Below are 26,512 nucleotides of genomic sequence, written 5' to 3' on the forward strand. Positions count from 1 at the left end.
CTGCGATGGAAACGACAAAAAAATTGAGTCATTTAAAAATGTACGGAGCCGGACACGCCTCCGGCGGCTCCTACCAAAATGTAAGCATTAAAGGGGAAGGAACTGTCGGCGAAGGACTTCAAAGCGAACGCTGCCGGGTATTCGGTACGGGACTTTTTCTCGGAGATGCCGAGATCAACAGGCTGAAAATTTTCGGAGAGCATGAAGTTGCAGGAGATTTATCAGTACGTTCAGCAAACGTGATGGGCACATTGAAAGTCGGCGGCTCCATGCGTTTCGCCACGATGAGGCTGAAAGGACTTGCTGAAATTGGCGGCGGGGCCGCGGGAGAGCAGTGTCATATAAAAGGCAGTCTCACCGTCGGCGGCGATTGCGAGACGGAGCTGCTTCATGTAACAGGATGTATCAATGTGGCGGGATTGTTAAACGCGGGGGACGTAAACATCCATTTGCGTTATGACCGAAGCCGCGTGAAAGAAATCGGCGGCACATCGATCACCGTCAGACGGAAACCCGGTTTTCTTAAACGGAAAGCCGGCACGCTTTCTGCTGAATTGATCGAAGGAGACGCAATTTATCTCGAATACACGGAAGCGGACATCGTCAGAGGGAAACATGTGGAAATCGGCCCGGGCTGCAAAATCGAAAAAATCGAGTATCAAACAAGCTGCAAATCTCATGAAAAATCAACTGTCCAAGAACATATTCAAATATGAAACATTGTTATGTTGTATAGGAAAGGGTGCTCTTCATAAAGAGCACCCTTTTGCCGTTATTTGTTTTCAGGTTTGCTGTCGTAACCCGCCGTAAAAATGGATACTAAAAAAGTGAGAATGACACCAAGTAAAATGATCGTTTTCATCATTTCTCCTCCTCTTTGCTTTTCCATTTGATGTCCGAGTCTGGATGAAACTGTATTTCTTTCATTATGAACGGTGCACCGGACCCTTGTCAATGACGGCCTTATAACGTCTTTATTTTTAAGAAACGAAAAGCATGTATTATCACGTCACCGCATAGATTGTAACAAAGTACCTTATTTCTAGTGCATTAACCATGATAGAGGAGGTTCTTATGGATATATTAAAGAAAATTGAAAAGTACAGAGAGGAAGAGCAGCGTCTCAAATGGGAAGGGACGTTCGCTGATTATTTGGAGATCATAAAAGAAAATCCATTGGTCGCGCAGTCTGCTCATTCTCGCGTTTTTAATATGATAAAAGACAGCGGAATCGAGGAGGATGACGGTAAAAAGACATACAGCTTTTTCTCGCGGGAGCTGTTCGGCCTTGAGGAATCTCTGGAACGGCTCGTGGAGGAATACTTTCACCCGGCTGCCAAGCGGCTCGATGTAAGAAAACGGATTTTACTATTGATGGGACCCGTCAGCGGCGGAAAGTCAACTCTTGTCACCATGCTGAAAAAAGGGCTTGAAGCCTACTCATTGACAGACAACGGCGCTGTTTACGCCATTAAAGGCTGCCCGATGCATGAAGATCCTCTCCATCTCATTCCCCATCATCTGCGCGACGACTTCTACAGAGAATACGGCATCAGAATTGAGGGCAGCCTTTCTCCGCTTAATGTCATGCGGCTTGAAGAAGAATACGGCGGCAGAATTGAGGATGTAAAGGTTGAACGTATATTCTTCTCGGAGGATAAACGTACCGGAATCGGAACCTTCAGCCCGTCTGACCCGAAATCACAGGATATCGCCGACTTGACGGGGAGTATTGATTTTTCAACAATTGCCGAATACGGCTCAGAATCAGATCCGCGCGCTTATCGGTTTGACGGTGAATTAAATAAAGCGAACCGCGGAATGATGGAGTTTCAGGAAATGCTGAAATGCGATGAAAAATTTCTGTGGCACCTTCTGTCACTCACGCAGGAAGGCAATTTCAAAGCCGGACGGTTTGCGCTCATCTCTGCCGACGAATTGGTTGTTGCGCATACGAACGAAACGGAGTACCGCTCGTTTATTGCCAATAAGAAAAATGAAGCCCTTCACTCCAGGATCATCGTGATGCCTGTTCCTTATAATTTAAAGGTGTCAGAGGAAGAACGGATTTATGAAAAAATGATTTCTGAAAGTGATGTTTCTGACGTACACATCGCCCCCCATACATTAAAAGTGGCCGCGATGTTTTCTATTTTGACCAGGCTGAAGGAACCGAACCGCTCTGATATTGATCTCGTCAAAAAAATGAGGCTCTATGACGGAGAAAGCGTTGAAGGTTACAATTCCGTTGATCTGGAGGATATGAAGAAGGAATTCCATGATGAAGGAATGAGCGGAATTGACCCGCGCTATGTCATCAACCGCATTTCCTCAACAATTATCAGAAAAAATATGGAATCGATCAATTCACTTGATGTGCTGCGTTCCTTAAAAGAAGGACTTGACCAGCATCCGTCCATTTCCGCCGAGGACAAAGAGCGGTATATGAATTTTATTTCCGCCGCCAGGAAAGAGTACGATGACATCGCTAAAAAAGAAGTGCAGAAGGCGTTCGTCTATTCATATGAAGAATCCGCGAAAACTCTCATGGACAATTATTTAGATAATGTGGAAGCGTACTGCAATAAAAATAAGCTCCGCGATCCGCTGACGGGTGAAGAAATGAATCCTGACGAAAAACTGATGAGATCCATTGAAGAGCAGATCGGCATTTCAGAAAACGCGAAAAAAGCGTTCCGCGAAGAAATTTTAATCCGCATATCCGCCTATGCAAGAAAAGGAAAACGCTTTGACTATAATTCGCACGAAAGACTCCGCGAAGCGATTCAGAAAAAGCTGTTCGCAGACTTAAAAGACGTGGTGAAAATTACGACCTCAACCAAAACGCCGGATGAGCAGCAGCTTAAAAAGGTCAATGAGGTAGTGGCAAGGTTAATAGATGAACACGGCTATAATTCGACTAGCGCTAATGAACTGCTGAAATATGTCGGAAGCTTGTTAAACCGCTGATGTTTGATTTCATTGAGAGGCCCGTCTGTAAAAGGACGGGTTCTTTTGTCTGTTTTTCGCAATTGTTTGTCAATTGGAGAGTCCGGCCGGCATAAGATAAAAATAAATCTTTTCGCCGGACTTGTTTCATAAACAGGACCAAGCCGGCATACACATGTAAAACGACCATAACGGTTAAGGAGGGGAATTCATGTCCCGTAATGACAGCGGAAATTTTTTGATTTCAGAGGAAGACTGGTCCCTCCATCGCAAAGGCTTTGACGACCAGCAGCGCCACCAAAAGAAAGTACAGGAAGCGATAAAAAACAACCTTCCGGATCTTGTTACTGAGGAAAGCATTATTATGTCCAACGGAAAAGATGTCGTGAAAATCCCGATTCGTTCGCTTGATGAATATAAAATCCGTTATAACTATGATAAAAATAAACATGTCGGCCAAGGCGACGGCGACAGCGAAGTCGGAGATGTCGTCGCAAGAGACGGCGCAGATAAAAAGCAGGGGGCCGGAAAAGGCCAGGGAGCCGGCGATCAGGCAGGCGAGGATTATTATGAAGCGGAAGTTTCATTGATGGATCTGGAAGAAGCGCTGTTTCAGGAATTAGAACTGCCGAATCTGCAGCAAAAGGAAAGGGACAATATCGTCCATACCGATATCGAGTTCAATGATATCCGGAAAACCGGGCTGACAGGGAATATCGATAAGAAAAGGACGATGCTGTCGGCCTATAAACGAAACGCCATGACAGGCAAGCCGTCGTTTTACCCTATTTATCCGGAAGATCTGAAATACAAAACATGGAATGATGTGACGAAGCCGGAATCGAAAGCTGTCGTTTTAGCGATGATGGATACAAGCGGTTCGATGGGCGTATGGGAAAAGTATATGGCGAGGAGCTTCTTTTTTTGGATGACACGATTTTTACGGACAAAGTATGAAACGGTTGATATCGAATTTATCGCCCACCATACGGAAGCGAAGGTCGTGTCGGAAGAAGATTTTTTCTCGAAAGGGGAGAGCGGGGGCACCATCTGTTCCTCCGTTTACCGGAAGTCTCTTGAATTAATTGATGAAAAATATGACCCCGCCCGCTACAATATCTATCCCTTTCATTTTTCAGACGGAGATAACCTGACTTCGGATAACGCCCGGTGCGTAAAGCTCGTCAATGACATCATGAAAAAATCGAATCTGTTCTGTTACGGTGAGGTCAATCAATATAACAGGCATTCCACCCTCATGTCCGCCTATAAAAATGTCAAAGATGATAAATTTAAATACTACATCCTGAAACAGAAATCAGACGTATTTCAAGCGCTGAAAAGCTTTTTTAAAAATGAGGAAGCCGGTGTAAGCAAAGCATCGTATGAAATATAAAGCCGAGTGAAGAATCGTGCGGCCGCGGTTCTTCACCCGGCTTTTTTAAATTAAAAATAAAGAGAAAAAACGGCATAAAAAAAATCCTTAAAAAATGAAACTTTTCTCTTTACAAACCTTCTTTCATTTATTAATATTTTATCTTGTGAACTATTATTAAGGGAATGAGGTGAAAATACGGTGATTGAATCAGAGCTCGCTTTGCTCAGTTTTGAACAACTGTTTGATACTTCCAGATCGATTTACAAAAAGCAGAAAATGATTCTGGAGACAGTTCTTGAACCTTTTGATATTACAGTGCTGCAGTATCTGCTGATGTTCAAAATACATAAGAGCAAAAGCACGCAGCTTTCAAGGCTGGCTTTGTCGCTTGATCTGAAACCGGCGTCTGTCACGAGAATGACCGATATTCTGTATAAGCGCCGCCTAATGGTTCGGAGCGACTATCACGACGACCGGCGTGTTGTTATGATTCAGTTAACCGAAGAGGGGGAAGAACTTCTAAAGAAAGCTGCTGTTCAATATGCCGAAAAAGCGGCGGTCTTATACCGGCAGCTCAATACCGCTGAACTGCAGTACCTGCGCAAGCTTGCGGAAAGTTTAACGAAGCTTGCAAACGGCTGTGCAGTGAAAAACGGAAAATAAAAAAATCCCCACATATTTTTATCATCATTCCACAAAATGATAGAGGAAGAAACGAAAGGAGAAAACAAAATGAACAGAGGACGTTTAATTCTGACCAACATTATCGGTTTGATTGTTGTTCTTGCAATTATAGGCGGAGGTGCTTACTACTATTATCAAAGCACACACTATGTAAAAACCGATGAAGCAAAAGTTGCCGGCGACATGGCTGCTATCACAGCTCCTGCTGCGGGTAAAGTAACTGACTGGAACCTTGATGAGGGGAAAGAAGTAAGCAAAAACGACGTTGTTGCAAAAATCAAAGGACAGCAAAATGCTGACGTAAAAGCCATCATGGATGGAACAATCGTGAAAAACGAAGTGAAAAACGGCCAAATGGTGCAAGCCGGTACGACAATTGCCCAGGAAATTGACATGAAACACCTTTACATCACTGCGAACATTAAAGAAACAGACATTAGAGACATTGAAGTAGGAAACAAAGTAGACGTAATTGTTGACGGCGACCCTAATACAACATTTGACGGAACAGTAGAAGAAATCGGTTATGCGACAAATTCAACATTTGATATGCTGCCTTCTTCAAACTCAAGCGGCAACTACACAAAAGTAACGCAAAAAGTTCCTGTTAAAATTTCACTCAGCAACCCATCTGACAAGGTGCTTCCTGGTATGAACGCATCTGTAAAAATCTCTGAATAATACAGATCAGTCATCAAACCATGAAGGGAGGTTGTCTTAGGTGGCTAAATCAGATAATCAAGTAAAAAGTCCTAAAACATTGCTTATTGTGCTTATGGCCGGGTTATTCCTGGCGATCTTGAACCAAACGCTTCTTAACGTGGCGATGCCGCACTTAATGACCGAGTTCGGTGTGAGTGCGACGACGATTCAGTGGCTTACGACCGGATACATGCTGGTCAACGGTGTTTTGATTCCGTTATCTGCGTTCTTAATTACCCGGTTCGGACAGAGAAGCCTCTTTCTCGTAGCCATGTTCTGTTTTACAGCGGGAACGTTAGTCTGCGGAATCGCGCCTAACTTCTCAACCATGCTGATCGGCCGGTTAATTCAGGCGGTCGGCGGCGGTATCCTGCAGCCGCTGGTCATGACAACCATTCTGCTTATCTTCCCGCCTGAAAGCAGGGGGAAAGGAATGGGGATTTTCGGTCTTGCGATGATGTTTGCTCCGGCGGTCGGACCGACTCTTTCCGGCTGGATCATCGAGCATTACACATGGCGCATTATGTTCTACGGTCTTGTTCCGATCGGGGCAATCGTTATTATCATAGCGTTCTTCCTCTTTAAGAACTTGGTGGAACCGCAAAAAATCAAACTCGACAGCTTGGGTGCGATTCTATCCATTGTCGGATTTGCCTCATTGCTTTACGGAGTCAGTGAAGCGGGCAGCGACGGCTGGGGAGATCCGATCGTGCTGTCTACCGTCATTGTCGGTGTCATCGCGATTGCCGCGTTTGTCATTCAGCAATTGCGCTCTGAAAAACCGATGCTCGACTTCCGGGTATTTAAATATGATATTTTCTCACTTTCCAGTGTGATTAACATCATTATTACCGTTGCGCTTTACACAGGAATGTTCCTGCTTCCAATTTACCTGCAGAACTTAGTCGGCTTTACGGCGCTGCAATCGGGCCTCTTGCTATTGCCGGGCGCGATTGTCATGCTGATCATGTCGCCGATTTCCGGTATTCTGTTTGACAAAATCGGTCCAAGACCGCTTGCGATTATCGGGCTGGTCATCACGGTCGCAACGACATTCCAGTACACAAAATTGACAATTGACACACCTTACACGCACATTATGCTTGTCTATGCCATCCGCGCATTCGGTATGTCACTGTTAATGATGCCTGTTATGACAGCCGGAATGAACCAGCTTCCGGCACGGTTGAACAGCCACGGCACGGCGATGAGCAACACGCTCCGCCAGATCAGCGGTTCAATCGGAACAAGTTTGATCACAACGATTTATACGAACCGTACGACAATGCACTATTCGCAGATTGCGGATAAAACGAGCACGGCTGATCCAAGCTTCATGCAATCGTTCCAAAGCGCGGTTTCGAATTTAATGGTCAACATGAACATGTCGCTTGATGCGGCGAAACAAACCGTTTATTCTTATCTCTACAAAACAGCTTCACTTAATTCCAACGTTATGGGGATTAATGACGCGTTTATGTGGGCGACGATCTTTGCGGTTATCGGCGTAGTCCTGAGCCTGTTCTTGCGTGACGTACGGAAAGACAAACAGCGGGCGAAGAAAAAAGAGGAGCTGTCATTGCTTCCGGCCCCTAAAGAAGTGAAGGAATCTTAATCATCTGAATGGGAGGTTTCCTGAATGAAAATTTACGTAGTGTACGATAGTGAAGGCGAACATACAAAACACCTTGCTGAAGCCATTGCCGAAGGAGCACGAGAAAACGCTGAGGCTGAAGTCCTGATCGATCATGTCGATCAAGCAGACATCCGCAAGCTGAAAGACATGGATGCCATTATCTGGGGATGCCCGGGACACTTTGGCACCATCAGTTCAGGCTTAAAAGCGTGGATCGACAGACTCGGCTATCTGTGGGCTGAAGGCGAGCTGATTGATAAAGTCGGCGCCGTATTCTGTACGACGGCGACAACACATGGCGGATTAGAAATGACAATGCACAATCTGATCACTCCTATGTTTCACCAAGGCATGATTGTTGTCGGACTTCCCGGCAACGTTCCTGAAAACGCGCTGTACGGCTCTTACTACGGCGCGGGCGTCACATGCCCGGTTGACAGCGATGTGCTGATGACGGAAGAAGGCCTTCAATTAGGCCGTGCGCTTGGCAGACGTGTCAGCCAAGTCACAGGTAATCTAACTGCCGGACGACAGTAAGGAGAGGGTTATATGGCCATTATTATAGCGGTTATTGCTGCTGTCATTGTGATTGCACTTCTTATCACATTCAATGTCCGCAGCACTTCTGCAGGACAGGATGTCAAAGAAGAAAAGAGAGAAGCGATCGGCACTACAGCCGAACAGCCGGAAAAGCATGATCCGGCCGAGGAGCGCTCAGCCGAGCATGCTCCCGTCGTTGTAAAATCTGAATCTCCCCGTGAGAAAAAGAATACAATGGGCGATGATGTGTACCGTCAGGCGCTTCAGAAGTTTAAGACTTCTGAGACAGATCAGGAACCAAACGATCCTGATAGCGGCGGCAAAATGCAGGATAGCAGCTATCGTGATGCGCTGCTCTCCTTAAAAAACAAAAAGAAGTAATTGAAAAGGCAAATCTGCGTAAGAGCGGATTTGTCTTTTTTTTATTGAAGATATTGTAATACGTGATGATCTAGTGTACTATGTTACTCATACACTTGATCCGAATGGAGAGAGAAAGAATGACATCGTTTTTAGGTTTGCTGAAAAAAGATGCGAAAGTTTCATGGATTTGGCTTGCGGTGTGGCTTTGCGGCATGATTTGCTGGGCGTTTGCAGCCCACGTCATCGCTGCCCGTCAGAAAGAACCGCTCGTCATTTTCGGCTTTTTTACGGCAATGGGGTTTTTTCAATTTCTTGTAGCGCCGCTTTTTATGTACTATCACCTTCATAAAGAAGGAAAAAATCAGCTGTGGCTTTACAATCCGAATGGAGGATTTTATCTGCTGGCTTCCAAGCTGACGGCCTCACTGCTGTATCAGTTGATCGGGCAGCTGGCGCTGACCGGTTACGGCATTTGGATGTACCGGATGCTTTCTGCAAAAGGAGCGCTGGAACACACCATTCCCCTGGCCGGCACATTAACCGGACTGAATGCTTACCTGCTGATCAGTTCAGCGTATTTATCTGTGATCGTGGCCGTCTTTTGGACTGTTTTTCACTCATTAAAACATGTTCCCGTCCTCCGTTGGGTGATCTGCATCGTGCTTGCGTTTGTCTGGACCTATATTGACGATAAAATCATTACGCCTTTCACTTCATCTCAACATGATTTATGGCCGGTAAAAGTGTATGCGGATTTTGATTTTCACTATACAAAATTGACCGGCTGGACGGTGGAGCTGAAGGCCGTCCACATCTCGCTTTTCAGCTTCCTGGCAGTGATCGTGCTTGCGGCGCTCTGTCTCGCGCTGGCCTCTATGCTGCTGAATCGAAAGGTTGAGGTGTGATGATGGAGAATGAATTTCAGTCATCCAAGCCGATTTATCTGCAGATTGCCGATCGTGTATATTACCGGCTGATCCGAAGTGAGCTTTCACCGGGGGACAAACTGCCGTCCGTAAGGGAGATGGCCGTACAGATGAAAGTGAATCCGAATACGATACAAAGAACGTACAGTGAAATGGAAAGGCTGGGGATCGTGGAGACGAGAAGAGGACAGGGAACCTTTATAGCGGAAAGGTCCGATCTGAAAGCGGAGCTGAAAGACAGGCTGACTAAAGACGTTTTCAAACGCTTTATTCAGGAAATGGCGGAGCTGGGGTTATCTCCTGAGGAAATGATCGACGGGATCAAACAATATGCGGAGGAAGGAAACGATGAATCTTGATTTTGAAGGCGTAACAAAAAAATACGGCCGCAGGCTCGCGGTCAGCGATGTATCATTTTCATTGTCTCCGGGTAAAATCTATGGAATTTTAGGGCCGAACGGAAGCGGTAAATCAACAACGCTTAAAATGCTTGCCGGGCTTGCGTTCCCGACCTCGGGCGCCGTCCGGATCGGAGACTGCGCAGTAAGCAGGAACATGCTGTTTCGTACGGCTTATTTAACCGAACATGATATGTTTTTCGCCCGGACGACCGTCGGTGATATGCTCACATTTTATCATTCGCAATTCCCGGATTTTCAGCTGGAAAAAGCACATAACCTATTAACGGAAATGAATCTTTCAGCGAAGCAGAAGATAAAAGAGCTGTCCAAAGGCAGCCGGGGCAGGCTGAAAATCGTTTTGGCCCTGTCGAGAAAAGCATCCGTCATTCTGCTGGATGAGCCGTTTTCAGGTCTTGATCCGGCTGTCAGAGAATCGATTGTCAACAGTCTCGTATCTTATATTGATTTTGACAGCCAGATCGTCGTCATCGCCACGCATGAGATCGGCGAGATTGAGACGCTGTTAGACGAAGTGATGGTTTTCATAAAAGGGAAAATCGCTGAACGGCGCGAGGTCGAAGAAATTCGGGAACAGGAAGGAATGTCCGTGCTGCAATGGTACAGAAGCGTCATGCAGGCGCACGAAATAGAAGGGGGATTCTAATTGGAAACGGTATTAGAACTGCAACAGGTAAAGAAAACGATAAAAGGACGAACGATTATTCATGATCTGAGCTTCTCCGTCCGGGCGGGCGAAGTGTTTGGGTTTCTAGGGCCGAACGGAGCGGGGAAAACCACTACGATCAGAATGATGGTCGGATTAATGAAACTGTCTCAGGGAGACATCGTAATCTGCGGGGAATCCATTACGAAAAACTATGCAAAAGCGGTCAGGCACGTCGGAGCCATCGTGGAAAACCCGGAGCTGTACAAATTCCTGAGCGGCTATAAAAATTTACAGCAGTACGCAAGGATGGTAAAAGGCGTTACGAAAGAAAAAATAGATGAGGTCATCGAGCTCGTCGGGTTGCAGGACAGAATACATGACAAAGTAAAAACCTACTCTCTCGGAATGAGACAGCGTCTCGGCCTCGCCCAAAGCCTGCTGCATAATCCTAAGGTGCTGATTCTGGATGAACCGACAAACGGCCTTGATCCCGCGGGCATCAGGGAAATCAGGGACCATCTGAAAAAGCTGACACGTGAAAAAGGAATGGCTGTCATCGTCTCAAGCCATCTGCTGTCAGAAATGGAGTTAATGTGCGACCGAATCGGCATTCTGCAAAAAGGGGAGCTTGTCGATATTCAAAAAGTAAGGGATGAAGGAAAAGAGGATAAAGATACATACTTCTTCCATATTGAACAAAGAGAAGAGGCTCTTGCCGTTCTGAGTCAGTTTGACTGTGTGAAGAAGACAAACGGCATTGAGATCAGGCTGTCAAAACAGGAAGTACCTGATGTGATTTCACTGCTCGTCCGTGAAAACATCCGCTTATATGAAGTGAAAATCATGACAAAATCTTTGGAAGACCGTTTCTTGGAGATTACCGGCGGGACGAAAGAGGAGGTTCAATATGTTTAAGCTGATCTATAATGAATGGATAAAAATTTTCAGCCGCGTCGGCACGTGGGCTATGATTGTAATTTTAGGCGTTTCGATGATCGGTTTTGCGCTTCTGTCAAACCATTTCACCTCGAGCGAAGCCAATCCGAATTGGAAACAGGAGCTCCAGGCCGAAAACAAAGAAATGAAACAGCAGATGAAGGAAACCGGAAACCAGACTCTCATTGATAACCTGAAACAGAATGTCGCGATAAATCAATACCGTATGGATCATAACATCCCTGAGGATACAGGGTACACAGTGTGGTCATACGTAGCTGATTCTTCGATGATGACTGTTTTGACCGGGCTGTTTACGATTATCATTGCCGCAGGCATTGTGGCGAATGAGTTCAACTGGGGCACGATCAAGCTGCTTGCCATTCGTCCGCTCAGCCGTTTTCAGATTTTGCTATCTAAATATATGACGGTGCTGCTGTTCGGACTGCTGATGCTTGTGATTTTATTTGCCGGCTCCGCTCTGTTGGGATTGGTCTTTTTCGGTACAGGCGGAGATACTGCGGCTGATGTTCATCTCGTATACAAAGACGGCCATGTTTTTGAGCAAAATATCATCGCCTTCCTCGCTAAAACATATGTCTATGAATCTGTCTCCGCTTTTATGCTTGCGACGATGGCGTTTATGCTGTCTGCGGTATTCCGGAACAGCTCATTAGCGGTCGGATTTTCTATTTTTCTATTGGTTATGGGAAACACGGCGACTGTATTTCTTGCCACGAAATTTGAATGGACCAAATATATTTTATTCGCCAACACGGATTTGTCGCAATATATGAACGGGACTCCTTTAGTAGAGGGGATGACGATGACATTTTCGGTTGTGATGCTTGTGATTTACTTCGTTATTTTTCTGGCGCTCGCATTCGGCGTCTTCTTAAAACGCGATATTGCCACCTGATATAAAAAAGCTGTTTTGCCTTTGCAAAACAGCTTTTCGTTTTAGATGAAAAAAACCCTGCCGGCGTACACCGGCAGGGTTTTTAAACAATTTATGCTTTTGTTACGTTAGCAGCTTGTGGTCCGCGGTTTCCTTCAACGATTTCGAAAGAAACAGATTGGCCTTCTTCTAAAGTTTTGAAGCCTTCGCCTTGAATAGCAGAGAAGTGAACGAATACATCGTCTTGACCTTCTACTTCGATGAATCCGAATCCTTTTTCAGAGTTGAACCATTTTACTTTACCTTCTAACATGAAATTTCCTCCTAAAGCGACATAACGCTTAAATTCACTATTCTTGCTCTAAAACAAACTTCCAAGACGAAAACTCTTACAAAACTTTCTTCTTAAAGATAGTTCGAACAAAAATAATTACCTTTACTCTACCAGTAATTCGAAGAAAAAACAACTGCTAAATGTAACTTTTTTCGAAATAACATGTTTTAAGAGGAGAACGCTCTGATACGGAAATCTGATTTGAGACTAGAACAGCCCATTTTCAGCTGATAAAAACCGCTTTACGGTCTCTTAAGGAAGCAATTGACAACCCTTTTTTTAATCGGTATTGTATGTAATCATGAGCCCGAATACCATGGTGCAGCCTCTGTACATAAAAATAGATAGGGAGTAGGTCAACTTGAACCTGCGGCTTATAAACAGTCTGTTTCTTTTCATTTTGATCATGTCACTTACTTCATGTCATTATCCTGACGGGAACCGGACAATTACTATCGGAATCAATGAATCTGATCAATCGATCTGGGAGTTTGTCGCGAAAAAAGCCGGTGAGGAAGGATTGCAGCTTTCTTTGGTAACGTTTTCGGATTATGCCGAGGCCGATTTGGCGCTTGCCGGCGGGGATCTCGACGCCAATGCGTTTCAATCCGTTTCTTATTTTCAATCTTTGCCGCCTCATGTGAAAAAGAAGCTGGCTCCTTTAGGAACGACATATGCGGCATCTCTGGGGGTGTATTCAAAGCAACATAAACGGCTGAAGGATATACCGGACGGAGCGGTCATTGCCGTGCCTGGTGAAGCGGCGGCCTTCGGCAGGGCGCTTTTTCTCATGCAGGAGGCCGGACTGATGACATTGAAAAAGGGATTCACCGGTACGGGTTCAACTGATATGATCAAGGACAACCCGAAGCATCTGACCTTAAAAACGGAAACAAAAAAGAACGCCTATCAGGCGGCGGAACATGCTGACGCAGCAGTTCTCAGTCAAAGAGAGGCGAAAAGAGCAGGATTTCATGCGGAGAAGGACGCGCTGATCCGATCGGCGCAAATGAAGGAAGCGTATATTCATCTGATCGCCGTCAGAGCTGAGGATAAAGATGATGAACGGATGCAAAAACTCCTGTCTTTGTATCAATCAGATGATACCGCGGCGTTTATTGAAAAAGAATATGAGGGCAGCCTGATTCCTGTTTTCCTGAGGGGCGGCTTTCTCACTGAAAAGAAAGAATGATTTCCTCTTCGGGCGATCATTCTTTTTTTTCAGTGCTGCACACTTGATTGCGCCCTGATGTTTTCGCTTTGTACAGCATCCGGTCCGCGATCAGGGGCAATGTCTGAGGGTCCGATGTATTTGTCGGATAATGCGCGATGCCGAGGGAAACGGTCACGGGAATTGTATCTCCGCTCGTCAGCAGAATCGGGTTCGCGTCAATCGTGTGCCTGATTTCTTCTGCGAGGTGAAGCCCTTTTGTATACGTGCAATTGGGCATAAGCACGGCAAATTCTTCCCCGCCGATGCGGGCTGACGGATCAGAACTGCTGAGTAAGAACCTCAGGCGCGCCCCCAGTTCCTTCAGCACTTGGTCCCCTTCATAATGGCCGTATTGGTCATTGATCTGCTTAAAGTGATCAATATCCAAATAAATAAGCGCGAGCTGAGACGAGGGGGATTGAGACGCCCGATCGTACAGAACGCGTGAGACTTCCTCGAATTTTCTCTTATTAAAAATCCCCGTCAGAAAATCATAATTCGCTTGAAACTTGTATTGCTTGAACAAAAGGCGGGCATCGGCTTCGTGTTTAATGATATACAGCGACAGCATTCCGCCCAAGGTAGAAATGAGCCAAAAATAAACGAGGGCCCCGGCAGGCTGTTCAGGCATAAGTAACAGCAGCGTCAGGGTGATAATAACATTTGAAAAGAGCAGCATAACGAACGCATTTTTGTGATTCGGCTTTTTTCCTCTGAATACGGCCACAGAAAGTATCGCAATCATGCCGACTGCTGCGATAGAATAAATGGCGCTGGCATTGAAATTGATCAGGATACGGCCTGCCACGATAATGATAAAGGCAGCTGCTGTAGACACCCAGCCTCCGTAAAGAGCGGCGATGATAATGGGGATATTTCTGAGATCAATGATGGAATCGGAGTAAGAAAAGCCGAAAGCAATCAGAAAAACCCCTAAAAGCCCGCAGACCGTCCCCTTCAGTAATTGAAACATCGGACGGTCTTCTTTATGTGAAAGCGACTCTTTAAAAAGAACGGTGAAGAGATAATTAAATGTGATTAAAATCGTCAAATTAAGAAACAGTTCCTTCAGCATAACAATCACCCTTATATAAGTTACTAAAGAAAGGATGGAAAGAAAAGAGAAAAATCATTAAAAATACATATATTGTCAATTCTTACTTGACCGATCGGAATTGATGTAATATAGTGTTTAAGGATAATGAGCAAGGGAGTGTTTACCTGTTTTGGAGAATTTATTTGTAATCTTACATGTTTTTATTTTGTTTTTGTTTATAGCAGGTCTGTTTGTGATGCAAAAAAAACACGTTTCCTTTTCTAAACGTGTCTTTACCGCGCTCGGATTAGGCATTGTATTCGGTTTTGCGCTGCAATTGATTTACGGGCCGGCCTCACATGTCGTGACACAAACGGCCGATTGGTTTAATATCGCCGGCGGCGGTTATGTCAAGTTGCTTCAGATGATCGTCATGCCGCTAGTCTTTATTTCTATTCTCGGCGCATTTACGAAGCTGAAACTGACCCATAACATCGGGAAAATCAGCGGACTGATCATCGGAATTTTGATTGCTACGACAGCAATTGCCGCGGCAGTCGGAATTGTTTCGGCGCTTTCCTTTGATCTGAAAGCCGTTCATATCGACCAGGGGAGCACTGAGTTATCAAGGGGTCAGGAGCTGCAGCAAAAATCTGAGGATATGACGGCCAAAACGCTGCCTCAGCAAATCGTTGAGCTTCTGCCGGGGAATCCGTTTCTTGATTTCACGGGAGCCAGACCGACTTCCACCATCGGAGTCGTTATTTTCGCCACTTTCCTCGGCATCGCTTTTCTGGGCGTGAAACGGAAGCAGCCGGAGCACGCAGCGACATTCAGCGGAATTGTCGATGCGGTTTACGCGATTATTATGCGCGTCGTGACATTAATTTTAAGACTGACGCCTTACGGGGTATTGGCGATTATGACCAAAACGATCGCGACAAGCGACATCGACAGCATTGCGAAACTGGGGATGTTTGTGATCGCTTCATACGCCGCGCTTATCGCCATGTTTATCATTCACTTGCTGCTGATCACGTTCAGCGGTTTAAATCCGATCACATACGTGAAAAAAGCATTTCCGGTTATGGTGTTTGCGTTTACGTCCCGTTCAAGCGCAGGGGCTTTGCCGCTCAATATTAAAACACAAAAAAGCATGGGCGTACCGGAAGGCATTGCGAACTTCGCCGGTTCATTCGGCTTATCAATCGGTCAAAACGGCTGTGCCGGTATTTATCCGGCGATGCTCGCGATGATGATTGCGCCGACAGTGGGGCAAAACCCGTTTGAACCGGGATTTATCATTTCCGTCATCGCCATCGTGGCAATCAGTTCATTCGGTGTAGCAGGCGTGGGAGGCGGCGCGACATTTGCGGCTCTGCTCGTCCTATCTGCTTTGAACATGCCTGTGGCGCTTGCCGGACTGCTCATTTCAATTGAGCCGTTAATTGACATGGGGCGCACCGCCTTAAATGTCAGCGGCAGTATGACCGCAGGGCTGTTAACAAGTAAAATGACGAAGGAAACCGATACCGCGGTGTACAATGATTCCACAATCGTCATTGAAACTGAAGAAGCTTAATAAAAAAGCAGATAGCACTAAAACGAAAAATCCTTCATCGTTGAACGAATGAAGGATTTTTTCGTTTCTAATGATTTCCGGGTTCAATTTCTTCCAGCATATTCATCACGGTGCTGTCATTTAAAACATTCACCGCGCTTTCTTCGAAGTGAATCGGCTCGGTATAGTGAGGCTTCGGCGAAGTTTCTTTACTGCGGCTGCGGTCTGCCTGTCCGTCCGTATGGGATGAGCCGGAGTGATTGCGGGAAGTCTGCTCATGCTGCTGTCCGCTGGATTCCCCGCCGAAAGCCTGTTTGATCAGCTCGGCAGGCTGTAATGAGCCGGTTTGTGAATGCCGGGCTTTGTCCGTGTGCTGCTGTCCGCCGGATTCCCCGCCGAAAGCCTGTTTGATCAGCTCGGCAGGCTGTGTGGAGCCGGTTTGTGAATGCCGGGCTTTGTCTGTGTGCTGCTGTCCGCCGGATTCCCCGCCGAAAGCCTGTTGAATCAGGTCAGCAGGCTGCATGGAGTGTGTGCCATCTTTATGCTGCATTCTGCCTGAAACCATTCCGGAGATTTTCCGGCGGATTTCGGGTGATAAAGCTGCAATCAGAATCGATGATCCGATCAGCAGCGCTGTCGGGCTGATGCCGCTTTTTTTTCTGAACAAGTTAAATCCCTCCTCATTCAATTGATTACGCTTACCTTTCCCTTTCCTTCTGATATTTATCCAAACCGCTCAGAATGCAAACGGCGTGCATAAATCCCGCCGAATAGAAAAACCTATACGTAAAGTGAGAAAGGAGGAATTCACATGATAAAAAAACAAGCAGTTATCTCTGCCCTTCTTCTGCCGATGCTGATTACCGCAGGGTGCAGTATGGGGAACCAAGGAGAAGGAAAACGAAATGACAACCGCACCCAGAATGTAAATTACCGCAACACGCCTAACGACGGTGCGACAAATATGAATACAGTGAACCGTCATAATCAAAACACCGATCACAATGACAATCGTAACCTGAGAGTGGCTGATAAAGCCGCCGACAAGGTGACTGATTTAAAAGAGGTTAAAAATGCGACTGTGATCGTTGCCGGAAACAGCGCATATGTTGCCGTTGTTTTGACAAACGGGCAAAAAGGCGCCATCGCCAACCATTTAAAAAATAAGATTACCGATAAGGTGAAATCAGCCGATAAACATGTCCGGACTGTATATGTATCAGCGAACCCGGACTTCGTTGAACGCATGCAAGGCTACGGAAAACGAATCCAAAACGGACATCCTGTATCCGGTCTGTTTGATGAATTCGGCCAAATGGTGCAGCGTGTATTCCCAAACCCCAATAAATAAATGAATGGAAAAGCCGCATTTGCTGCGGCTTTTTTATTTTATCTGCCGTCACGACCCAGCGCTCCTGAGCATAAAGTAAAGAATGAGATGAAAATGAAAGGATCGGGGAGGGGAGCTTGTTTGCGTGACGGCATGGGGAAACGGGCGGCATTCACTCTGATCCTGTGCGGAGTCCTTGTCATATTGGCTGTCAGTTCAGCCGTTTCAGTAAGTATGATGTACGTCCTGTCAGGCCAAAACAGCCGCTCTGTTCCGACGAAGGAACAAGTGACTGAACACATGAATAAAGAAATTTACAAACATACAGCGATTTACTATACGGCGGATGAAAAGCCGCTCTTGGATCTGACCAAGCTTACGCTGGACCACGCAAAGCGTATCAATCAAATCATTGTCGGCTATAAAGGTGCAGCGCCGCTTGAACTCATTTTCTTTTCGGATGAAGCTGAAATGGAGCAATATTCAGGATTGAAAAATGTAGTCGGTTTTTATTCAGAACAGGAGCAGATGATGGGGCTTTTGCCTGAAGAGAAAAAACAGCTTTTGAAAAAAGATGAGCTGGCCGTTTTCATGTATAAGCAATTGATTATACATGAATATACACACTACGCGTTTCATCAAAAAACGCGGCAATTGGGGACGGATACGTCTGTATTTCCGCTTTGGTTTCATGAGGGGCTGAGCGAGTGGGTCGCGCATTATGATGTAGTCATTGATCCGATTGCATTTTCCGTCGTGCCGTTTGATCAATTAACGACCGACCGAAAATGGCAGAAATCGCGTATGGAATATGAAACGGATGTCTATTTGCAAAGCTTCTATATGATAAAGGATTTAACCGAAACATTCGGAGAAGGCATTATCTTAACCATTATCAACAAAACCGCCGAAACACAGGATTTTGAAAAAGGCTTTGAAGCGGCTACGAAAGAAAGCCTGAAACAATTTGAACATGATTTCATAAAAGCATATGAAAAAAAGAAAACGGCGTTGGAGAGTCAGGTTTCCAACGCCGTTTTTTAATCAATGGAGGTTTTGCTGCTGCTGTCCCATTTGTCCTTTAATCGGAGGCATTTGCGGCTGTCCCTGGGCCGGTGCAAATGAATTCAGCATGGTCTGCATATCTTGTGCATTGAGCTGAGGAACCTGATAATAACCGTGTTTGTTTTGGTATAAGAAGATTTCATACGCCATTTCGACATATTGCTGAATTTGGGCGGAGAGCACTCTTCTAGTGACGGGATTGGTCATTTCAAGCGAGCTCATCGTCAAGAGAGAAGCTTGAGCTTTAATCAGGCCGAGCATATGGCCGCTGATCCCGAGATCTTTGACATCATTTAATGATTGATTCGGTTTTTTCGGCTGAGTCGGTTTTATACCGTAGACGGCCTGGTTCTGTTCCTTCATCATATATGTCGACGTTTCCTGAGAAGGCTTTTGGCCGGTCTTAAAGCATTCTGCCGTCAGATTATAGAGTCCGAGAATGAATTGATACTGGCGGTCAAGGATGTCGGCCAGCTGCTGATCCTGTATAAACTGTCTGAGCATCATAAATTGATCTAATACGCCGACTGTTCCGGCCAGCACTTCATGCATATCGAAAAGCTCATGTCCTCCGTGATTCACTTGCGGTGAACCCGGGATCCCCTGATTTACTGGCTGCTGCTGATTCTGCTGCTGTTCCACTGGTTGTTTTCCTCCTTCATGTCAAATCATCATTAAGATGTGAAAAAAGCCGATCCGTTATACATCAAGACCTGTTTCGTTACGTGGGGATTATTTACTATTTTGCGCCAGTGAAGACAATCTTTACAAAAAAGTGATGTGATTTTTAAGAAAATAAGCTAACGTATTTCTTAGAAGACAGGGGGGAAATAAATGAAGAAAAAAAGGGGTATGCGTCTTACGTGCTGTTTGCTGACGGTTTGTTTTATGATGTTCAGCGTGAAAGATGCGGAAGCAATCGGACAAGCAGGATCACTGAATGAAGCTGGAATGGATAAAGCGTATAAAGAACAGCAGACAGAAGACTCCGGCCGTGTCCCGCTCAGAATCATCAGTATGAATGATCTGCACGGAAAAATTGATCAGCAATATGAGCTTGACCTTAACGGAGACGGTAAACCGGATGGCACTTTCGGGCGGATGGACTACGCCGCAGCGTACATTAAAAAGGCGAAAGCCGAGAAAGAACACGCCTTTGTCGTGCATGCGGGCGATATGATCGGGGGCAGCTCTCCCGTGTCAGCCCTTTTTCAGGATGAACCGACAGTAGAATTGATGGAAGACATCGGTTTTGATGTCGGAACTGTCGGCAATCACGAATTCGATGAAGGAACGAATGAGCTTAAACGGATCATCAATGGAGGAGATCATCCGGACGGTAAGGGGACAAGCGGTTATGACGGCCAAAATTTCCCGCTCGTCTGCGCCAACTGTAAATTGAAGTCAGGGGAGTCCTTTCTGCCGCCGTATGAAATTAAATACGTTTCCGGAATTCCGGTCGCATTTATCGGGGTTGTAACCAGATCGGCGGCAGGCATGGTCATCCCGGAGGGAATTAAAAATATTACGTTTACGGATGAGGTAAAGGCCGTCAATGACGCCGCCGCTGACCTGAAGAAAAAAGGAATTAAAGCAATCGCCGTGCTCGCCCATATGTCTGCTGAACAAAATGGCTCAGCCATCACGGGAGAATCCGCAAAGCTTGCAAGCGGAACAGACTCAGAGATTGACGTGATTTTCGCCGCGCACAATCATAAAGTCGTAAACGGAGAAATCAACGGCAAGCTGATCGTGCAGGCATTTGAATACGGAAAAGCAATCGGAATCGCCGATCTTGAACTTGATAAAGAGTCGAAGGATATCGTGAAAAAATCAGCGGAAATCCAATATATCGATCAAAGTAAAATCAAGCCTGACCCGGCTGCGGCAGGCATATTAAGCAAATATGAAGAGAAAGTGAAACCGATTATCAGCGAAGCGGTCGGGGAAGCGGCCCATGATATAACGGGCGGGTATTCAAATGACGGCGACACGGCGCTCGGAAATCTGATTGCCGACGGTATGAAAGCGAAGTTGAAATCCGATTTTGCGCTTATGAATGGAGGAGGCATCCGGGACGGCTTAAAAAAAGGGCCGATCACATGGGGAGACCTTTATAATGTACAGCCGTTCGGCAATGTGCTGACGAAGCTTGAAATCAAAGGAAAAGATTTGCGGGAGATCATTAACGCGCAAATTTCTCCGGTGTACGGTCCGGATTACAGCATCAGCGGATTTTCCTATACATGGAACCCGGAAACCGGACAAGCGGTTGAAATGAAAATGGCGGACGGGACAGACATACAGCCCGAAAAAGGATATACAGTAACAGTCAATCAATTTATGGCGACGGCAGCGGGGGCAAAATACGGTCCGATCGGGAAACTCGGCAAGAATCCGGTGACGGGGCCTGAGGATTTGGAAGCGACAGTAGACTATGTCAAAAGCTTTTCCGCACCGATTTCTTATCAAACCGACGGCCGCATCCGCACGGCATCAGCCGCCGAAACACCTGATGACACCGGCAATCAGCCGGGAAGCGGGGAAACACCGGGCGGCACCAGGCCTGATAAAGGAGAAAAACCGCAAGCGGAAAAACCCGCTAAAAAACCGGATGCGGCAGAACAGCCTGATCAAACCAAAAAACCTGAACGTCCTGTCGTAAAAGAAACAGCATCTGATACAGTGCAGTCAATTCCCGAATCCCGTCCGGCGTCTGCCGCAAATTCGGAACAAAGCACAAAACAGACTGAAAGCGGCACACAAAAAGGCCGCCCATTGCCTGATACTTCAGCGGGCAGCCATCAGACGGCATTGGCCGGTCTGGTGATCACGGGTGCCGGCGTATATTGGCTTTTCAGAAAGAAAAGGGGAACCCGCACACGATGAACAAACTGAAACTTATTCCGCTTTTCGTCATCATCGCCGGTATCATCATCACATGTTACGGAAGCTGGAAGATCATTGATTCACATATGAAAACGAACCATTCGCTTGAAGAAGCAAAAAAAGCAACAGAACCTGTCTTGGAAAAGAACGAAACAAAAAGCGCTGTGCTGACACAGCGCAAAAAAGAATTTCACCCCGAAACGGGTGAGGCAAGCGGCATTTTAGAAATCCCTGAAATCGACGCTGAGCTCCCGATCGTGGAAGGGACTGACGCAGATGATTTAGCAAAAGGCGTCGGACATTATAAGGACAGCTATTATCCGGGCGATCACGGCCAAATTGTGTTATCCGGCCACAGGGACACGGTGTTCCGCCGGACCGGCGAACTGAAAAAAGGAGACAGACTGAACGTGATTTTGTCTTACGGCACGTTTTCTTATAAAATCAGCCGTACAAAAATCGTCAGCCGGGATGATACATCTGTCATCACCCTTCAGCACAAGCGGGAGGAACTGATCCTGACCACTTGCTATCCGTTTTCTTACATTGGAAATGCGCCGAAACGATATATTATATATGCCGACCCTGTTTAAGAAAAATACGTTTCGGTAAAATGAGCCAGATCAGCCGGCATCGGCGCCTCGGCAACGATTTCTTCTCCTGAGATCGGATGGACGACACTGACTTTTTTTGCGTGAAGCGCCTGCCTGTGAAACAGCGTCCTGCTTCCGCCGTACAGGTCATCGCCCGCCAACGGATGGCCGATGCTTGCCATATGCACCCTGATTTGATGTGTTCTCCCGGTTTCCAGTTCAAGCTCTGCCAATGTAAGCTGCGCACCGGGATGATAGCCTTTCACTTTGTAATGGGTGACGGCGGCTTGTCCGCCGGATGAGACGCGCCGTCTGACGGAATGTGACCTGTCGCGGCCGATCGGCGAGTCAACCGTGCCTTTTTTCGGCGTGACTTTTCCTTCCGCCGCGGCGATATAGGTGCGTTTTAATGTTTTGGTTTCGAGCTGACGGTCAAGGATTGCATGGGCCAGGCGGTGTTTCGCGAAAACGACCGCGCCTGACGTGTCACGGTCAAGACGGTGAACGTGGCGCATTTTCGCCTGCTCGCCGTTGATTTGAAAATGGTAAGCGATCAGGTTGCTGAGGGTGCCGGTCTGACCCTCTTCATTTGGATGAGTCGGCATTCCCGCCGGCTTATTTGCAATCAGCATATGATTGTCCTCAAATAAAATGTCCGGCTCTCCGTATTCCGGAGTCACCGAAGAACCCGTTTTTTCCTGAAGATCAATGAATAAGCGATCTCCGGTTTTCAGTATGATGTTGTTTTTCGGGGATGTTCGATTCACCTGAATGCTTTCTTGGTTCATCCATTCCGTAATTACGGGTTTTGACGCCTGGAATTCAGATTTCAGGACTGAAAACAGCCATTGTCCGGCGTGCTTTTCCGTAATCAGGAGTTCCAGACCGCGGTCATTTTGTTTCATATCATAAAGCTCCTTTTCAAGCGGAAAGCGGCTGTTTCAATAGGAAACACTTACCTTAGCTTTCGCGTTTTTTTCTATGCTATTCTTGATAAAGATTAAGGATATTCACATGGCAAGAAAGGTGATTGATGTGAGAATTGTGAACGCAGCGACTGACGGACAAGAAAGCGCGATACAAGAGCTTTCCTCTGAATTGTTTCAAAATGTCTTTCCTCTTTATTTCTCCGAACTGGAAATTCAGCGCTTTAAAAAAAGGGGCGTATTATCATTACAAAACCAACGTTACCAAGGAACTTTAAAAGAAGCGTTTCAAATTATGGCTTGTCTGCAAACGGTACATATCATGCTGTCAAAGCCGCACCCGGTATATGACGTCAAAGAGCGGGCGCTGTTTGATAAAAATTGCGCTTTGCTGAATGAATGCGGAATGAATTTTCCCTTTACCTATGATGATTTCGAGACAGGGGCCGGATCAGAAGCCTGCGGTCACAGAAGGCTGATCTGACGGGTATAAAGAGCCTTTTAACAGGCTCTTTTTTGCTTCCTTGACATGATACCACAATTTCTTTCCTCTAACTCCCTTTATAATGAGACAAATCCCCGAGCATAATAAATGTCGAAAGGGGTGCTTTACAATGAGTTCAATCAAACAATCAATGACTACCCACGTGGCTACCGTTTCTCCCAATCAAACGATTCAGGAAGCGGCTGCGCTGATGCACCAGCATAATGTCGGAGCAATTCCCGTCGTTGACGGAGGGGAATTAAAAGGAATGCTGACAGACCGTGATATCGCATTGAGAACAACGGCTCAAGGCCGCGACGGCCAAACACCTGTTTCACACGTGATGTCTTCTACAGTTGTATCCGGAAACCCGGAAATGAGTCTTGAAGAGGCGTCACATCTGATGGCCCAACACCAAATCCGCCGCCTTCCCATTGTCGATCAAAATCATCTGGTCGGGATCGTTGCGCTTGGAGACTTAGCGGTCGATCAGCGTTCAAATGAGTCTGCGGGAGCAGCTCTTTCCAATATTTCCAGTCAAAACACACAGTAACGGATGAAGAGAGCTTGCACTCATGCAGGCTCTTCTTTCCGTGAGAATGTTACATTTTGAACGCGAAAGAAATTCACGGTATAGTGTATACATAGGTCAGTACGTTTAGCTAAAGGAGCTGTAACCATTGATAAAAGCATTAATCTTTGATTTTGACGGGTTAATTTTAGATACAGAAACCCATGAATATGAAGTGCTGCAGGAAATGTTTGAGGAACACGGTTCAACATTGCCTTTATCCGTCTGGGGAAAGGTGATCGGAACGGCCGCGGGGTTTAAGCCGTTCGCATATTTAGAGGAGCAGCTGGGAAGAAAGCTCGATCATGATGAACTGACGGCGATCAGGCGCGGGCGCTTCGAACAGCGGATGAAGACGGAAACGGCGCGCCCCGGGGTGGAGGCTTATTTAGCCGCGGCAAAAGAATTAGGATTGAAGGTGGGGCTCGCGTCCAGCTCAGATTTCAAATGGGTATCGGGCCATCTGAAGGAATTAGGCCTGTTTGATGAATTTGAAGTGATTCAGACGGCTGACGACGTAGAAGAAGTGAAGCCGAATCCGGAGCTCTATCTGAAAGCTGCGGAACATTTAGGCGTTGAACCATCTGAATGTCTGGCCTTTGAGGATTCGGTCAACGGCTCTATCGCAGCCAAACGGGCCGGCATGAAATGTGTCATCGTGCCGAATAAGGTAACAAGCGCCCTGTTGTTTGAAGAATACGATCACAGACTGGAATCGATGGCGGAAATGGAACTTGAATTACTCTTACAGCGATTGAACGATCAAAACGAACCGGCAGGGGGAAGCAGCATTGTCTGAGAAACTTGATCTGACCCGTTTTGAAAAGAAAATGGTCATACGGAATATGGAAGAGAAAGATATCAACAAAATTATTGAGCTGCAAAAGGATTGTTTTCCGGGGATGGAGCCGTGGGAGCCTGAGCATTTAATCAGCCATCTCGCGCACTTTCCCGAAGGTCAGTTTTGCGCCGAGTACGAAGGGGAAATTATCGGTTCATGCTCAAGCCTGATCATCAATTTCGATGAATATGATGACCGCCACACGTGGCAGGACATTACAGACGACGGTTATATCACGAACCACAACCCGGACGGATTGAATCTGTACGGGATTGAGGTAATGGTTCACCCGGAATACAGACGGATGAAAATCGGACACCGGCTGTATGAGGCGAGAAAAGACTTGGCGAGACGATTGAATCTGAAAAGCATTATTATCGGCGGTCGGATTCCGAATTATCATAAGTATGCGGAAGAAATGACGGCGAGAGCTTATGTCGAACAGGTGACGCGCCATCAGATTTATGATCCGGTGCTTTCTTTCCAGCTGATGAACGGATTTACGCTCATGCGGATCAATCCGAATTATCTCCCGGATGACACCGCGTCCATTAAATATGCGACATTAATGCAATGGAACAATGTCGATTACCTGCCGCAATCGAAGCGCTATTACAAATCGGCATTTCCGGTGCGCATCTGCGTCATTCAATATGAAATGAAAAAGATTTACTCCTTCGAGGAATTTGCCAATCAGGTTGAATACTATGTCGATGTGGCTTCCGATGCGAGATCTGATTTCGCGGTGTTCCCGGAGATTTTCACGACGCAGCTCATGTCTTTCCTCGAGGAGCGTTCTCCGAGTCTGGCCATTCAGAGGATTACCGAATATACCGAGGACTATATCAGCCTCTTTACAGATCTCGCGGTGAAATATAACGTCAACATCATCGGCGGCTCCCACTTCGTTGAAGAAGAGGAGAAAATTTATAACATCGCGTACTTATTCAGACGTGACGGCACGATTGAAAAACAATATAAGCTTCACATTACGCCGAATGAGCGGAAATGGTGGGGCATCAGCGCCGGAGACAGGGTGCGCGTATTTGATACGGACTGCGGAAAGATCGCCATTCAGATCTGTTACGATATCGAATTTCCGGAGCTTGCGAGAATTGCCGCGGATCAAGGGGCGAAAATTATCTTTACGCCGTTCTGCACTGAAGACCGCCAAGGCTACTTGCGCGTAAGGTACTGCTCTCAGGCGCGAGCGGTTGAAAACCAAATTTACACCGTCATCTCAGGTACGGTCGGAAACCTGCCGCAAACAGAAAATATGGATATTCAATACGCGCAGTCAGCCATTTTTGCTCCGTCTGATTTTGAATTTGCCAGAGACGGAATCGTCGGTGAAACGAATCCGAATATCGAAATGGTCGTGATCGGGGACGTGGACCTTGAAATCTTAAGAAGGCAGCGTGAAAACGGAACCGTGCGCCAGCTGAAAGACCGGCGCAAAGACATTTACCGGATTACGCATCTGAAATAAAAAAAACGCCCGCTCCGCTTAAGGGGACTGCCCCCCGTTTTTGAGACAGGGGTCAAAACACCTTTTAAACAGCCAATTGCCGATAGTTTATCGGTGATTG

At 46.4% G+C, this 26,512-nt stretch carries 28 protein-coding genes; 23 read left to right on the forward strand and 5 right to left on the reverse strand.

The window, feature by feature from the left end:
• Window positions 1–5: 5 nt before the first annotated feature.
• The 13 genes from AC1RRX_RS18540 to AC1RRX_RS18600 all read left to right on the forward strand — a co-directional run bounded on the left by AC1RRX_RS18540 (window position 6) and on the right by AC1RRX_RS18600 (window position 12,101).
• Complete coding sequence (locus tag AC1RRX_RS18540) at window positions 6–716, forward strand: hypothetical protein (RefSeq protein ID WP_053104661.1); 711 nt, start codon at window positions 6–8, stop codon at window positions 714–716.
• A 358-nt stretch (window positions 717–1,074) separates the two neighbouring features.
• Window positions 1,075–2,970, forward strand: coding sequence for a serine/threonine protein kinase PrkA (prkA, locus tag AC1RRX_RS18545; RefSeq protein WP_003155391.1), 1,896 nt, complete (start codon window positions 1,075–1,077; stop codon window positions 2,968–2,970).
• A 190-nt stretch (window positions 2,971–3,160) separates the two neighbouring features.
• A complete protein-coding gene (gene yhbH, locus AC1RRX_RS18550; protein ID WP_007408433.1) occupies window positions 3,161–4,345 on the forward strand; it encodes a sporulation protein YhbH in 1,185 nt (394 codons plus the stop codon).
• 180 nt (window positions 4,346–4,525) lie between these two features.
• Complete coding sequence (locus AC1RRX_RS18555; RefSeq protein WP_003155389.1) at window positions 4,526–4,990, forward strand: MarR family transcriptional regulator; 465 nt, start codon at window positions 4,526–4,528, stop codon at window positions 4,988–4,990.
• Between the two features lie 36 nt (window positions 4,991–5,026).
• Complete coding sequence (locus AC1RRX_RS18560) at window positions 5,027–5,692, forward strand: HlyD family secretion protein (protein ID WP_007610259.1); 666 nt, start codon at window positions 5,027–5,029, stop codon at window positions 5,690–5,692.
• Between the two features lie 40 nt (window positions 5,693–5,732).
• The gene (locus AC1RRX_RS18565; protein WP_003155387.1) at window positions 5,733–7,328 is read left to right on the forward strand and encodes an MFS transporter; all 1,596 of its coding nucleotides are present in this window, start codon (window positions 5,733–5,735) and stop codon (window positions 7,326–7,328) included.
• 24 nt (window positions 7,329–7,352) lie between these two features.
• Window positions 7,353–7,886 (forward strand): NAD(P)H-dependent oxidoreductase, encoded by a 534-nt coding sequence (locus AC1RRX_RS18570; protein ID WP_003155386.1) that lies wholly within the window; start codon window positions 7,353–7,355, stop codon window positions 7,884–7,886.
• Window positions 7,887–7,898: 12 nt separating this feature from the next.
• Window positions 7,899–8,270 (forward strand): hypothetical protein, encoded by a 372-nt coding sequence (locus AC1RRX_RS18575; RefSeq protein WP_003155385.1) that lies wholly within the window; start codon window positions 7,899–7,901, stop codon window positions 8,268–8,270.
• 119 nt (window positions 8,271–8,389) lie between these two features.
• On the forward strand, window positions 8,390–9,157 hold the full coding sequence (locus AC1RRX_RS18580) for a hypothetical protein (protein WP_012117148.1): 768 nt from the start codon (window positions 8,390–8,392) through the stop codon (window positions 9,155–9,157).
• A gap of 2 nt (window positions 9,158–9,159) precedes the next feature.
• Window positions 9,160–9,537, forward strand: coding sequence for a GntR family transcriptional regulator (locus tag AC1RRX_RS18585; protein ID WP_007408436.1), 378 nt, complete (start codon window positions 9,160–9,162; stop codon window positions 9,535–9,537).
• The gene (locus tag AC1RRX_RS18590; RefSeq protein WP_015239456.1) at window positions 9,527–10,243 is read left to right on the forward strand and encodes an ABC transporter ATP-binding protein; all 717 of its coding nucleotides are present in this window, start codon (window positions 9,527–9,529) and stop codon (window positions 10,241–10,243) included. The genes AC1RRX_RS18585 and AC1RRX_RS18590 overlap by 11 nt, the downstream gene beginning before the upstream one ends.
• Window positions 10,244–11,161: an ABC transporter ATP-binding protein gene (locus tag AC1RRX_RS18595; RefSeq protein ID WP_025284470.1), complete on the forward strand. Its 918-nt coding sequence runs from the start codon at window positions 10,244–10,246 to the stop codon at window positions 11,159–11,161. It abuts the gene before it with no gap.
• Window positions 11,154–12,101, forward strand: a complete 948-nt coding sequence (locus tag AC1RRX_RS18600) for an ABC transporter permease (RefSeq protein WP_025284471.1) — start codon at window positions 11,154–11,156, stop codon at window positions 12,099–12,101. The genes AC1RRX_RS18595 and AC1RRX_RS18600 overlap by 8 nt, the downstream gene beginning before the upstream one ends.
• A 91-nt stretch (window positions 12,102–12,192) precedes the next feature.
• On the opposite strand, the gene cspB is transcribed toward AC1RRX_RS18600, so the two are convergent.
• The gene (cspB, locus tag AC1RRX_RS18605) at window positions 12,193–12,393 is read right to left on the reverse strand and encodes a cold shock-like protein CspB (protein WP_003155376.1); all 201 of its coding nucleotides are present in this window, start codon (window positions 12,391–12,393) and stop codon (window positions 12,193–12,195) included.
• A gap of 382 nt (window positions 12,394–12,775) precedes the next feature.
• Between cspB and AC1RRX_RS18610 the strand changes: the two genes are divergently transcribed.
• The gene (locus AC1RRX_RS18610; RefSeq protein WP_144464993.1) at window positions 12,776–13,606 is read left to right on the forward strand and encodes a MetQ/NlpA family ABC transporter substrate-binding protein; all 831 of its coding nucleotides are present in this window, start codon (window positions 12,776–12,778) and stop codon (window positions 13,604–13,606) included.
• A gap of 16 nt (window positions 13,607–13,622) precedes the next feature.
• Here AC1RRX_RS18610 and AC1RRX_RS18615 read toward each other — a convergent pair whose 3' ends face one another.
• Entirely contained in the window at window positions 13,623–14,702 is a 1,080-nt protein-coding gene (locus AC1RRX_RS18615) for a GGDEF domain-containing protein (protein WP_015239460.1), read from the reverse strand.
• A 151-nt stretch (window positions 14,703–14,853) separates the two neighbouring features.
• Here AC1RRX_RS18615 and AC1RRX_RS18620 point away from each other — a divergent pair, with 151 nt between their 5' ends.
• Window positions 14,854–16,245: an L-cystine transporter gene (locus tag AC1RRX_RS18620; protein WP_144464995.1), complete on the forward strand. Its 1,392-nt coding sequence runs from the start codon at window positions 14,854–14,856 to the stop codon at window positions 16,243–16,245.
• A 67-nt stretch (window positions 16,246–16,312) separates the two neighbouring features.
• Here the strand turns inward: AC1RRX_RS18620 and AC1RRX_RS18625 are convergent, their stop codons facing one another.
• Complete coding sequence (locus AC1RRX_RS18625; RefSeq protein ID WP_015239462.1) at window positions 16,313–16,891, reverse strand: hypothetical protein; 579 nt, start codon at window positions 16,889–16,891, stop codon at window positions 16,313–16,315.
• Window positions 16,892–17,035: 144 nt separating this feature from the next.
• Here AC1RRX_RS18625 and AC1RRX_RS18630 point away from each other — a divergent pair, with 144 nt between their 5' ends.
• Entirely contained in the window at window positions 17,036–17,575 is a 540-nt protein-coding gene (locus AC1RRX_RS18630) for a YhcN/YlaJ family sporulation lipoprotein (protein WP_003155362.1), read from the forward strand.
• Window positions 17,576–17,695: 120 nt separating this feature from the next.
• A complete protein-coding gene (locus AC1RRX_RS18635) occupies window positions 17,696–18,598 on the forward strand; it encodes a hypothetical protein (protein WP_014417278.1) in 903 nt (300 codons plus the stop codon).
• On the opposite strand, the gene AC1RRX_RS18640 is transcribed toward AC1RRX_RS18635, so the two are convergent.
• Entirely contained in the window at window positions 18,599–19,261 is a 663-nt protein-coding gene (locus tag AC1RRX_RS18640; RefSeq protein WP_020955559.1) for a spore coat protein, read from the reverse strand. It lies immediately after the preceding gene.
• A gap of 192 nt (window positions 19,262–19,453) precedes the next feature.
• Between AC1RRX_RS18640 and AC1RRX_RS18645 the strand changes: the two genes are divergently transcribed.
• Window positions 19,454–21,508 (forward strand): bifunctional metallophosphatase/5'-nucleotidase, encoded by a 2,055-nt coding sequence (locus tag AC1RRX_RS18645; protein ID WP_144464997.1) that lies wholly within the window; start codon window positions 19,454–19,456, stop codon window positions 21,506–21,508.
• On the forward strand, window positions 21,505–22,101 hold the full coding sequence (srtD, locus tag AC1RRX_RS18650) for a class D sortase, LPxTATN-specific (protein WP_031378431.1): 597 nt from the start codon (window positions 21,505–21,507) through the stop codon (window positions 22,099–22,101). The genes AC1RRX_RS18645 and srtD overlap by 4 nt, the downstream gene beginning before the upstream one ends.
• Here the strand turns inward: srtD and AC1RRX_RS18655 are convergent.
• Entirely contained in the window at window positions 22,098–23,006 is a 909-nt protein-coding gene (locus AC1RRX_RS18655; RefSeq protein ID WP_144464999.1) for an RluA family pseudouridine synthase, read from the reverse strand. The genes srtD and AC1RRX_RS18655 overlap by 4 nt on opposite strands.
• A 109-nt stretch (window positions 23,007–23,115) precedes the next feature.
• Between AC1RRX_RS18655 and AC1RRX_RS18660 the strand changes: the two genes are divergently transcribed.
• The 4 genes from AC1RRX_RS18660 to AC1RRX_RS18675 all read left to right on the forward strand — a co-directional run bounded on the left by AC1RRX_RS18660 (window position 23,116) and on the right by AC1RRX_RS18675 (window position 26,412).
• A complete protein-coding gene (locus AC1RRX_RS18660; protein WP_007408448.1) occupies window positions 23,116–23,511 on the forward strand; it encodes a DUF5365 family protein in 396 nt (131 codons plus the stop codon).
• A gap of 130 nt (window positions 23,512–23,641) precedes the next feature.
• Window positions 23,642–24,064, forward strand: coding sequence for a CBS domain-containing protein (locus AC1RRX_RS18665; RefSeq protein ID WP_007610283.1), 423 nt, complete (start codon window positions 23,642–23,644; stop codon window positions 24,062–24,064).
• A 127-nt stretch (window positions 24,065–24,191) separates the two neighbouring features.
• Window positions 24,192–24,881, forward strand: a complete 690-nt coding sequence (locus AC1RRX_RS18670; protein ID WP_003155347.1) for an HAD family hydrolase — start codon at window positions 24,192–24,194, stop codon at window positions 24,879–24,881.
• On the forward strand, window positions 24,874–26,412 hold the full coding sequence (locus AC1RRX_RS18675; RefSeq protein WP_144465000.1) for a bifunctional GNAT family N-acetyltransferase/carbon-nitrogen hydrolase family protein: 1,539 nt from the start codon (window positions 24,874–24,876) through the stop codon (window positions 26,410–26,412). Before AC1RRX_RS18670 ends, AC1RRX_RS18675 begins: the two co-directional genes overlap by 8 nt.
• Window positions 26,413–26,512: the final 100 nt, after the last annotated feature.

Source organism: Bacillus sp. GW821-FHT11D08 (genome assembly GCF_058808515.1).

Coding starts and splice junctions, on each gene's coding strand:
- AC1RRX_RS18540 (WP_053104661.1), top strand. CDS start 6: ATGGAAACGACAAAAAAATTGAGTCATTTAAAAATGTACGGAGCCGGA.
- prkA (WP_003155391.1), top strand. CDS start 1,075: ATGGATATATTAAAGAAAATTGAAAAGTACAGAGAGGAAGAGCAGCGT.
- yhbH (WP_007408433.1), top strand. CDS start 3,161: ATGTCCCGTAATGACAGCGGAAATTTTTTGATTTCAGAGGAAGACTGG.
- AC1RRX_RS18560 (WP_007610259.1), top strand. CDS start 5,027: ATGATAGAGGAAGAAACGAAAGGAGAAAACAAAATGAACAGAGGACGT.
- AC1RRX_RS18570 (WP_003155386.1), top strand. CDS start 7,353: ATGAAAATTTACGTAGTGTACGATAGTGAAGGCGAACATACAAAACAC.
- AC1RRX_RS18575 (WP_003155385.1), top strand. CDS start 7,899: ATGGCCATTATTATAGCGGTTATTGCTGCTGTCATTGTGATTGCACTT.
- AC1RRX_RS18580 (WP_012117148.1), top strand. CDS start 8,390: ATGACATCGTTTTTAGGTTTGCTGAAAAAAGATGCGAAAGTTTCATGG.
- AC1RRX_RS18585 (WP_007408436.1), top strand. CDS start 9,160: ATGGAGAATGAATTTCAGTCATCCAAGCCGATTTATCTGCAGATTGCC.
- AC1RRX_RS18590 (WP_015239456.1), top strand. CDS start 9,527: ATGAATCTTGATTTTGAAGGCGTAACAAAAAAATACGGCCGCAGGCTC.
- AC1RRX_RS18600 (WP_025284471.1), top strand. CDS start 11,154: ATGTTTAAGCTGATCTATAATGAATGGATAAAAATTTTCAGCCGCGTC.
- cspB (WP_003155376.1), bottom strand. CDS start 12,393: ATGTTAGAAGGTAAAGTAAAATGGTTCAACTCTGAAAAAGGATTCGGA.
- AC1RRX_RS18615 (WP_015239460.1), bottom strand. CDS start 14,702: ATGCTGAAGGAACTGTTTCTTAATTTGACGATTTTAATCACATTTAAT.
- AC1RRX_RS18630 (WP_003155362.1), top strand. CDS start 17,036: ATGATAAAAAAACAAGCAGTTATCTCTGCCCTTCTTCTGCCGATGCTG.
- AC1RRX_RS18645 (WP_144464997.1), top strand. CDS start 19,454: ATGAAGAAAAAAAGGGGTATGCGTCTTACGTGCTGTTTGCTGACGGTT.
- srtD (WP_031378431.1), top strand. CDS start 21,505: ATGAACAAACTGAAACTTATTCCGCTTTTCGTCATCATCGCCGGTATC.
- AC1RRX_RS18655 (WP_144464999.1), bottom strand. CDS start 23,006: ATGAAACAAAATGACCGCGGTCTGGAACTCCTGATTACGGAAAAGCAC.
- AC1RRX_RS18660 (WP_007408448.1), top strand. CDS start 23,116: ATGGCAAGAAAGGTGATTGATGTGAGAATTGTGAACGCAGCGACTGAC.
- AC1RRX_RS18665 (WP_007610283.1), top strand. CDS start 23,642: ATGAGTTCAATCAAACAATCAATGACTACCCACGTGGCTACCGTTTCT.